Below are 8828 nucleotides of genomic sequence, written 5' to 3' on the forward strand. Positions count from 1 at the left end.
GACGCCGCCGCGACCTTCCGCGCCTCCGACGGGCGCGCGCTGGTGGTCGTCCCGCCGGCCGACGCGGCGCGCGGGCTGCCGGGCGGGCTCCCCGTGCTGGTCGACGACCGGGGGCGCGTCGCCGCGGCGGCCGGTGTCGCGGCGCCCGCGCTGGTGGTCACCGACCAGTGGGGGGAGGTGTGGCACGCCGAGTCGGTGGCCGCCGGCGGCGCGTGGCCCGACCCCGCGGAGGTCGACCGCTGGCTGGGCTACCTGTCCATCCGCTGCGCGGGGTGACGACGGGGTGACGACCGGCTGACCGGCGCCTGACGCGGCGCGCGCGGCGGGGTCATCATTCGCCCCCATGACCGTCACACTCGCCGCGACGCTCTGCTACCTCGCGCTGCAGCTCGGGATCGGGATCTGGGTCGCGCGCCGGATCGCGTCCGAGGCCGACTACCTCGTCGCCGGCCGGCGGCTCGGGCCCTGGCTGGCGACCTTCTCGACGATGGCCACCTGGTTCGGCGCCGAGACGGTGGTCGGGTCGGCCGGGAGCGCGTACCGCGAGGGGCTGTCCGTCGCGTCGGCGGAGCCGTTCGGCTACGGGCTGTGCCTGATCCTGATGGCGCTGATCTTCGCCGTCCCGCTCTGGCGGCGCGGGCTCACCACGCTGGCCGACCTGTTCCGCACGCGCTGGGGCGTGGGCGTGGAGCGCACGGCGGCGGTGATCCTCATCCCGAGCTCGATCCTCTGGGCCGCGGCGCAGGTGCGCGCGCTCGGCACCGTGCTCGCCACCGCCGCGCCGACGCTCGACGTGCAGACGGGGATCGCGGTCGCGGCCGGCTTCGTGGTGCTGTACACGATGGTCGGCGGGCTGCTGGCCGACGCGATGAACGACCTGCTGCAGGGGTTCGTGCTCATCGCCGGGCTGCTGGTGGTCGGGTGGGCGGTGCTGGGCGCGGTCGGCGGGCCGGACGGGGTGCCGGCGGCGCTCGAGGCGGCGCGGCTGGCACGCGCGGCGGCGGCCCCCGCGGCCACGCCGCCCTGGCTGGAGGTCGCGGAGGCGTGGGCGGTGCCGGTGTTCGGGTCGGTGATCGCGACCGAGCTGGTGGCGCGCGTGATCGCCACGCGCTCGCCGACGCTGGCGCGCAACTCGACGCTGGCCGCCGCCGCGCTCTACCTCGCGGTGGGGCTGATCCCGGTGGGGATCGGGCTCGTCGGCGCGTCGCTCCTCCCCGGGCTCGCCGACGCGGAGCAGCTGGTCCCCGCGCTGGCGCAGCGCCACCTGGGCGCGCTCGGCTTCGCGGTGTTCGCCGGCGGGCTCGTGGCCGCCATCCTCTCGACCGTGGACAGCACGCTGCTGGTCGCGTCGGGGCTGCTGTCGCACAACCTGCTCGTGCCGCTGCTCGGCGTCGCCGACGAGCGGCGCAAGGTGCGCCTCGCGCGCGCCGGCGTGCTCGGGTTCGGCGCGTGCGCCTTCGTGCTCGCGGTGCGCGCCGAGGGGGTGTTCGCGCTGGTCGAGCAGGCGTCGGCGTTCGGGAGCGCGGGGACGCTGGTGTGCGTGACGTTCGCGCTGTTCGGCGGGCCGGCGTTCGGCGGCGTGCGGACGGCGTACGCGACGCTGGCGGTGGGGACGCTGGCGTACCTGGCGGGCACGGCGGCCGGGCTCACCGCACCGTTCCTGCTGTCGCTCGGGGGCGCGCTGGCGACCTACGTCGCGGGCGGCGCGCTCGGCCGCCTGCGCCGCGCCCCGCTGGCCGCCTCGGCGGGGGCGTGAGCGGCGGCGTTGCCGCGCGGGCCCCGAGGCCCTAAGTTCCAGGTGGCGACAGATGCGTCTCGCGCATACACCGTCATGGGGAAGGGCCCTCGCTCTCGCGGGGGCCCTTTCGCGTCACGGGCGGGACGCACGCCACACGTCGAGGGGCGGTGCAGCAGGGCCGGACTCCGACATCACCAGCACATCACCAGGAGTTCGACCATGCGTACGACCGGCACCGTGAAGTGGTTCAACGACGCGAAGGGCTTCGGCTTCATCACGCCCGCCGACGGCCAGAAGGACTGCTTCGTCCACCACTCGGCCATCCAGAAGCAGGGCTTCAAGAGCCTCGCCGAGGGTGAGCGGGTGGAGTTCGACATCGTGCAGGGGCAGAAGGGCCCGGCGGCGGAGAACGTCGTCTCGATCGGCCGCTGACCCACGCGCGGCCGGCCTCCGGGCCGGCCGCGTACGACGCGGGGGCGGGGCGACATCGGTCGCCCCGCCCCCGCGTTCGTGCATCCCCGTGGCTCAGTGGGCCGCGGGCGCCGCCGGCGCGGCGGCCGGTGCGGCGGCGGCGTCGCGCTTCCGCTGCCAGGGCGCCTGCCACGGCGCGTCGCGGCGCGCCTGCCGCTCGGCGAAGAACGCGAGCACGCGCGTCCGCACGTCGGCGTCGGACTCGTCGGCCACCGCGCGGAAGGGCGCGTGCCGGCCGTGCGGGTCGTTGGACACCGCGACCCACCACCAGTCGCGCCCCCCGTCGTGGCGGCTCGCCTCGACGCGGCAGGTGTAGGTCCGCCCCTCCTCGAGGAAGGCGAACTCGCGTGCGGCGTCCGTGTCGAGCGCCCGTTCCGTCATGCTCGTTCCCCTGCGTGGTGGGTGGAACGCGAAAGGGCCCCCGCGAGAGCGAGGGCCCCTGTCCGTCAGCGGTGTGTGCGCGGCGCGCACGTGTCGCTCTTCGAGAGCTAACCGGCGGCGCGGCCGGGCGCAATGCGCCGGGGGCCGCGCCCCGCGGGCCGCGCCGCGCGGGCACGCGAGTCGCGCAGGGGCGGCGGCATGCGAGACCTGACCACCGAGGCCGAGGCGGACGCGCCCTTCCGCGAGGCGACCTGCGTGCTGCTCAAGCACGGCGCCCACTGCCCGATCAGCCGCGCCGCGCGCGCCGAGCTGGAGGCGTTCGCCGAGCGCCACCCGGACGTCCCCGTGTACCGCGTCGAGGTGACCGAGCACCGCGCGCTGTCCGACGCGCTGGCCGCGCGCCTCGGCGTGGAGCACCAGTCGCCGCAGGCGTTCGTGCTGCGCGACGGGGCGCCCGCATGGCACGCCGCGCACTTCGACATCACGGCCGACGGGCTGGAGCGGCGGGTCCGGGAGTAGCGCGGCCGCGGCGTCGCGCGCGCGGGCACCGCGCGTGCAACGGCGGCGTCGGCCACCTTCCCGCCCGATGCCACCGCCCACGACCGGCGCCCCGCCGCGACTCCCGCAGCCCCGCACCCTGCGCGAGCGCCTCGGCGCGCTCCGCAACCTGCCGCCGTTCCTGCGGCTCGTCTGGCAGACGAGCCCGGGGCTCACCGTGTGGACGCTCGCGCTGCGCCTGGCGCGCGCGCTGCTGCCGGTGGCCACGCTGTACGTCGGGAAGCTGATCGTCGACGAGGTGGTCGCGCGCGTCGGCGCGCCGGGCGCCCCGGCCACCCTCGCCGGGTGGTACGAGTCCGGGCGCCTCGACCGCCTGCTCCTGCTGCTCGGCGCCGAGTTCGGGCTGGCCGTGCTGTCGGACGTGCTCGGGCGCCTCGTGTCGCTCGCCGACTCGCTGCTGTCGGAGCGCTTCTCGAGCACGACCAGCGTGCGCCTGATGGAGCACGCGGCGACGCTCGACCTCGAGGACTTCGAGGACAGCGAGCTGCAGGACCGCCTCGACCGCGCGCGGCGGCAGGCGAGCGGGCGCATGACGCTCATCTCGCAGCTGTTCGGGCAGGCGCAGGACGTGGTGACGATCGCCAGCTTCGCGGCCGGGCTGGCGGTGTACGCGCCGTGGCTGATCGCGCTGCTGCTGGTGGCGCTGGTGCCGGCGTTCCTCGGCGAGGCGCACTTCAACGCGCGCAGCTACGCGCTCGCCTACGCGCGCACGCCCGAGCAGCGCGAGCTGGACTACGTGCGGCAGACCGGCGCCAGCGTCGAGACGGCGAAGGAGGTGAAGATCTTCGGCCTCAACGCCTTCCTCATCGCGCGCTACCGCGAGCTGGCCGAGGGGTTCTACCGCGCGAACCGGACGCTCGCCGTGCGGCGCGCGGGGTGGGGCGGCGTGCTCACCGCCGCGGGGACGGCCGGCTACTACGTGGCCTACGCGTGGCTGGCGTGGCGCACGGTCGCGGGCACGCTGACGATCGGCGACCTGACCTTCCTGTCGGCGTCGTTCCGCCGGCTGCGCACGCTGCTGGAGGGGCTGCTCACCGGCTTCTCGCAGACCGCGGGGCAGGCGCTCTACCTCGACGACCTGTTCTCGTTCTTCGAGATCGAGCCCGAGATCCGCTCGCCGGCGAACCCGCGCCCGTTCCCTCGGCCGATGCGCGAGGGGCTGGTGTTCGAGGACGTGGGCTTCATCTACCCCGGCGCGGAGCGGTGGGCGGTGCGCCACCTGAGCTTCACGCTGCGCGCCGGCGAGGTGCTGGCGCTGGTCGGCGAGAACGGCGCCGGCAAGACGACGCTGGTCAAGCTCCTGGCGCGCCTCTACGACCCCGACGAGGGGCGCATCCTGCTCGACGGCCACGACCTGCGCGAGTACGACCTCGACGCCCTGCGCGCCAACGTCGGCGTCATCTTCCAGGACTTCGTGCGCTACCACCTCACGGCCGCCGACAACATCGCGGTGGGGCGCATCGCGGCGCGCGGCGACCGCGCGCGGATCGAGGACGCGGCGCGGCGCGCGCTGGCCGACGAGGTCGTCGCGCGGCTCCCCGAGGGGTACGACCAAGTGGTCGGGAAGCGCTTCCGGCGCGGCGTCGACCTGTCGGGCGGCGAGTGGCAGAAGATCGCCATCGCGCGCGCCTACATGCGCGACGCGCAGCTGCTGATCCTCGACGAACCCACGGCCGCGCTCGACGCGCGCGCGGAGTTCGAGGTGTTCGAGCGCTTCAAGGAGTTGGGCGCGGGTCGCACGGCGGTGCTCATCTCGCACCGGTTCTCCAGCGTGCGCATGGCCGACCGCATCCTCGTGCTCGCCGACGGCCGGGTGGAGGCGGCGGGGACCCACGCCGAGCTCATGGCGCAGGGGGGGCGCTACGCCGAGCTCTTCGAGCTGCAGGCGGCGGGGTACCGGTGAGCGCGCGGCGAGGCCGTCTCCGGGAATCCCCTGAGGAATGACACACGCTCCCGATGTCGCCCCGAGCGGGCTTCCGCTCTACTGGGAGGGGGCGGGGGCGGTGACGGGCGGTTCATGACACACGCGGCGGGCAGGCGGATGGACCTTACCAGCGACTCCCCCCTAGGCGGGCTCGGCAGCCGGGCGCACATCCGGCAGACGCTCGAGCGCGCCCGCGCCGCGATCCGGTCTTCCAAGGCACAGACGCTGCGCAGCCGCCTGGTGCTCGCCAACGCGGAGGCGCTCGCCGGCGCGTCGCAGCGGAGCATCGAGGCGTCGCTGGCGCTGCGGGCGCAGCTGCGGGCGTCGATCACCGCCTACGTGCACCGACTGCGCGCCGAGGGCGAGCCGCCGCAGCGGATGCTCGTGCTCGTCAAGACCGCCATGCGGGAGGGCACGCCGCCCGAGCTCGACGTCTTCGAGGCGCGCGAGCTGATGTCCGACGCGGTGCGGTGGTCCATCGTCGCCTACTACCAGGCCGCATGAGCGCCCCCGTGCCGAGCGCCGACGCCGACTCCCTGGTCGCGCGCTCGCGCGAGCTGCGCGAGCGGGCGGTCGCGGTACGCCGGGCGGCGGCGGCGCTCACCGCCGCCGCGGCGGACTCGTGCCTGCGCGTCGCCACGGTGAAGACCGCGATCGCGCAGTCGCGCGCGCAGTGGCGCGCCTGGCACGCCGGCCTGGCGGCGCTGCGCGCGTTCGGCACCGGCGCCCCCCCGCTGCGCGTGTGCATGGAATGCGAGGCCGTCTGCTTCACGCCGGCGCCGGCGGTCGGCCAGTGGGTACAGGCGCCCGGCTGGGTGCGCGAGCGGCTGCACGACGGCCACGCGCCGCTCCGCTGCACGCACGGGCTCTGCCCGCGTTGCGCGATGCTCCTCGACGACGAGCTGGACGCTGCCACGCCGCCTGAGGCCGAGGCGCCGCCCCAGGACGACTGGCTGGGGGTGCTGATGCGCACGCTCCAGCAGCTGGAGCGGGCGCCCGCCGCCCCGGTCCCGCCGACGCGGTTCCGGCCGTCGTTCCGCGCGCGCGGCTGAGCCGCGCCCGGCCGGGGGTGCGCGGCGGGATAGTTGCAGCGTGCGCGGCCATGCAGATCCGCGACGTCGTGGTGGTGGGCGCCTCCGCCGGGGGCGTCGAAGTGCTCCGCACCATGGTCGCGGGACTTCCCGCCGGGTTTCCCGCCGCGGTGCTCATCGTCCTGCACCTGGCGCCGGGAAGTCCCAGCGTGCTGGCGGCGATCCTCCAGCGGCGGTGCGCGCTCCCGGTGGCGTTCGCCCGCGACGGCGAGCCGCTGGCGCCCGGCCGCGTGTGGATCGCACCACCCGACCGCCACCTCGTGGTCGAGCCCGACCGCCTGCGCCTCACCCGGGCCCCGCGCGAGAACCACAGCCGCCCGGCCATCGACCCCCTCTTCCGCTCCGCGGCGCTGGCGTACGGGCCGCGCGTGGTGGCGGTCGTGCTGTCGGGGCGACTCGACGACGGAACCGCGGGCGCGTGGGCGGTGAAAGACCGCGGGGGCGTGCTCGTCGTGCAGGACCCCGCCGACGCGCTGCACGCCGACATGCCGCGCAACGCGATGGCGCACACGGCGCCCGACCACGTGGTGCACGACGACGAGCTGGCGCCGCTGCTGGTGCGTCTGGCCGGCACCCCGGCCGACGCAGCCCCAGGCCCGCCGGCCCCGACGCTCGAGACGGAGGTCCGCATCGCCATGGAGGAGCAGGCCCTCGGGGCCGGCGTGCTCACCCTGGGCCCGCCGAGCCCGTACACGTGCCCGGACTGCCACGGCGTGCTCATGCGCGCCGACGACGGCGTCCCGCGATTCCGCTGCCACACGGGTCACGCCTACTCGTTCGACTCGCTGCTCGCCTCCACGTCGGAGTCGGCCGAGGCGGCGTTGTGGGGCGCCGTCCGGGCGGTGGAGGAGACCGCGCTGCTGCTGCGCGAGGCCGCCACGCGCACCTCGCGCGGCGACGGGGGCGAGTTCGCGGCGCAGCTCGCGCGGACGGCGGCGGACGCCCAGACGCGCGCCGACGCGGTCCGCGAGGCCGCCATGCGGCACCGCGCCGTCAGCCTCGAGGCGGTGCGCGCCGACGACGCGGCGGCCCCCGGTGGATAGCGCGCGGGCGCTGGACGCGCGCCGGGGGTTCCTGCTCGCGCTCGCCGACGCGCTGCGGCCGCTGGCCGACCCGGTCGCGATCCAGCGCGAGGTCTGCCGCCGTCTCGGCGAGCACCTGGCGGCGGAGCACACGTACTACGTCGAGTGCGCGACGGCCGACGACCGCGCCGTGGTGGCCTACGACCATGCGCGCGGCGGCGGGGCGTCGCTGGCCGGCGAGTACCGGCTGTCGGCGTGCGGCGACCTGGCGTCGCTCCACGGGCGCGGCGAACCGGTCGTGGTGGACGATGCGCAGCGTTCCGCGCTCGTCTCCGGCGCCGGGCGCGCGGCGTCGGCGGCCGCGCGCGTGGCCCTGGTCGCCTTCCCCCTGGTGAAGTCCGGCGAGCTGGTGGCCGCGCTCTGCGTCGCGACGCCGGCGCCGCGCGGGTGGACGGCCGAGGAGGTGGCGCTGGTCGCCGACGCCGCCGAGCGCGCGTGGGCCGCGGTCGAGCGCGCGCGCGCGGAGGCGGCCCTGCGCGAGAGCGAGGCGCGCTTCCGCACGGTCGCCGAGCTCGTGCCCGACCTGCTGTGGGAGAGCGACCCGGACGGCGCGACGCGCTGGTTCAACGCGCGGTGGACGGAGTACACGGGGCAGCCGCCCGACGCCGCGCGGGGGTGGGGGTGGGTGGACGCGCTCCACCCCGACGACCGGGCGCGCGCCGGCGACGACTACCGGCGGGCGGTGGCGCGCGGCGAGCCGCTCGTGCACGAGCACCGGATCCGGGGGCGCGACGGCCGGCACCGCTGGTTCCAGGTGCGCGCCGAGCCGCTGCGCGACGCCGACGGGCGGATCGTGCGCTGGTTCGGCGCGGCGAGCGACGTCCACGCGCGGCGGCTCGCGCTGGAGGAGGTGGAGCGGCGCGTGGTCGCGCGCACGGGGGAGCGCGACGCGCTGCGCCGCCGGCTCTTCGACGCGGAGGAGGCGGAGCGGCGGCGGATCGCGGGCGAGCTCCACGACCAGCTCGGGCAGGAGCTCACCGCCTTCCGCCTGGGGCTCGACGACGCGCTCCGCCTCGCGGCGCGCCGACAGGCCGACGCCGCCGCCGCGGCGCTCGGGGCCAGGCTGACGCAGCTGCAGGCGTTGGCGGGGCGCATGACGGCCGGCGTCCGCGCGATCGCGCTGGAGCTGCGCCCGCCGGAGCTGGACGACGTGGGGCTGGCGAGCGCGCTCGAGTCCTACGCGCGCGAGTGGTCGGCGCGCTACGGCGTCGGGGCCGAGGTGGCGGTGACGGGGCTGGCGGCGAGTCCGCCGGTGGCGCCCGAGGTCGCGAGCGCGCTGTACCGCGTCGCGCAGGAGGCGTTGACGAACGTCGCCAAGCACGCGCGCGCGTCGCAGGCGAGCGTGGTGGTCGACCGGACCGACGGGCAGGTGCGGCTGGTGATCGAGGACGACGGGTGCGGCTTCGACCCGGCGGCCACGGCGGCGCGCGTGCGTCGCGAGCGGCGCTTCGGGCTCGCGGGGATGCGCGAGCGGGCGGCGCTGCTGGGCGGCGAGCTGACGCTCGAGTCGGCCCCGGGCCGCGGGACGGCGGTCCACGTCCGCCTGCCGGCGGCCGTCCCCCCGGCCGCGCCCTGAGCGGCGC

General features: G+C 76.8%; 10 protein-coding genes. 9 read left to right on the forward strand and 1 reads right to left on the reverse strand.

The window, feature by feature from the left end; all coding sequences use genetic code 11:
- From PYV61_RS15745 to PYV61_RS15755, 3 genes are all read left to right on the forward strand, one after another.
- On the forward strand, positions 1 to 276 hold a 276-nt coding region (locus tag PYV61_RS15745; protein ID WP_275833256.1), incomplete at its 5' end, for a hypothetical protein.
- Positions 277 to 343: 67 nt separating this feature from the next.
- On the forward strand, positions 344 to 1756 hold the full coding sequence (locus PYV61_RS15750; RefSeq protein ID WP_275833259.1) for a hypothetical protein: 1413 nt from the start codon (positions 344 to 346) through the stop codon (positions 1754 to 1756).
- 201 nt (positions 1757 to 1957) lie between these two features.
- Positions 1958 to 2170, forward strand: a complete 213-nt coding sequence (locus tag PYV61_RS15755; RefSeq protein ID WP_275833261.1) for a cold shock domain-containing protein — start codon at positions 1958 to 1960, stop codon at positions 2168 to 2170.
- 93 nt (positions 2171 to 2263) lie between these two features.
- Here the strand turns inward: PYV61_RS15755 and PYV61_RS15760 are convergent, their stop codons facing one another.
- Positions 2264 to 2590 carry a hypothetical protein gene (locus tag PYV61_RS15760; RefSeq protein WP_275833264.1) on the reverse strand — a complete coding sequence of 109 codons (327 nt, stop codon included), beginning with the start codon at positions 2588 to 2590 and terminating at the stop codon, positions 2264 to 2266.
- A gap of 198 nt (positions 2591 to 2788) precedes the next feature.
- Between PYV61_RS15760 and ytxJ the strand changes: the two genes are divergently transcribed.
- From ytxJ to PYV61_RS15790, 6 genes are all read left to right on the forward strand, one after another.
- Positions 2789 to 3109 (forward strand): bacillithiol system redox-active protein YtxJ, encoded by a 321-nt coding sequence (gene ytxJ / locus PYV61_RS15765; protein WP_275833266.1) that lies wholly within the window; start codon positions 2789 to 2791, stop codon positions 3107 to 3109.
- Between the two features lie 67 nt (positions 3110 to 3176).
- The gene (locus PYV61_RS15770; protein WP_275833268.1) at positions 3177 to 5051 is read left to right on the forward strand and encodes an ABC transporter ATP-binding protein; all 1875 of its coding nucleotides are present in this window, start codon (positions 3177 to 3179) and stop codon (positions 5049 to 5051) included.
- 138 nt (positions 5052 to 5189) lie between these two features.
- On the forward strand, positions 5190 to 5576 hold the full coding sequence (locus PYV61_RS15775) for a hypothetical protein (RefSeq protein WP_275833270.1): 387 nt from the start codon (positions 5190 to 5192) through the stop codon (positions 5574 to 5576).
- Positions 5573 to 6124: a hypothetical protein gene (locus tag PYV61_RS15780; protein ID WP_275833272.1), complete on the forward strand. Its 552-nt coding sequence runs from the start codon at positions 5573 to 5575 to the stop codon at positions 6122 to 6124. The genes PYV61_RS15775 and PYV61_RS15780 overlap by 4 nt, the downstream gene beginning before the upstream one ends.
- Positions 6125 to 6174: 50 nt before the next feature.
- On the forward strand, positions 6175 to 7206 hold the full coding sequence (locus PYV61_RS15785; RefSeq protein WP_275833274.1) for a chemotaxis protein CheB: 1032 nt from the start codon (positions 6175 to 6177) through the stop codon (positions 7204 to 7206).
- The gene (locus PYV61_RS15790) at positions 7199 to 8821 is read left to right on the forward strand and encodes an ATP-binding protein (RefSeq protein ID WP_275833277.1); all 1623 of its coding nucleotides are present in this window, start codon (positions 7199 to 7201) and stop codon (positions 8819 to 8821) included. The genes PYV61_RS15785 and PYV61_RS15790 overlap by 8 nt, the downstream gene beginning before the upstream one ends.
- Positions 8822 to 8828 lie beyond the last annotated feature (7 nt).

This window comes from Roseisolibacter sp. H3M3-2 (assembly GCF_029211165.1).
In the GTDB taxonomy this organism is placed as follows: Bacteria; Gemmatimonadota; Gemmatimonadetes; order Gemmatimonadales; family Gemmatimonadaceae; genus Roseisolibacter.

Coding starts and splice junctions, on each gene's coding strand:
- PYV61_RS15750 (WP_275833259.1), top strand. CDS start 344: ATGACCGTCACACTCGCCGCGACGCTCTGCTACCTCGCGCTGCAGCTC.
- PYV61_RS15755 (WP_275833261.1), top strand. CDS start 1,958: ATGCGTACGACCGGCACCGTGAAGTGGTTCAACGACGCGAAGGGCTTC.
- PYV61_RS15760 (WP_275833264.1), bottom strand. CDS start 2,590: ATGACGGAACGGGCGCTCGACACGGACGCCGCACGCGAGTTCGCCTTC.
- ytxJ (WP_275833266.1), top strand. CDS start 2,789: ATGCGAGACCTGACCACCGAGGCCGAGGCGGACGCGCCCTTCCGCGAG.
- PYV61_RS15770 (WP_275833268.1), top strand. CDS start 3,177: ATGCCACCGCCCACGACCGGCGCCCCGCCGCGACTCCCGCAGCCCCGC.
- PYV61_RS15775 (WP_275833270.1), top strand. CDS start 5,190: ATGGACCTTACCAGCGACTCCCCCCTAGGCGGGCTCGGCAGCCGGGCG.
- PYV61_RS15780 (WP_275833272.1), top strand. CDS start 5,573: ATGAGCGCCCCCGTGCCGAGCGCCGACGCCGACTCCCTGGTCGCGCGC.
- PYV61_RS15785 (WP_275833274.1), top strand. CDS start 6,175: ATGCAGATCCGCGACGTCGTGGTGGTGGGCGCCTCCGCCGGGGGCGTC.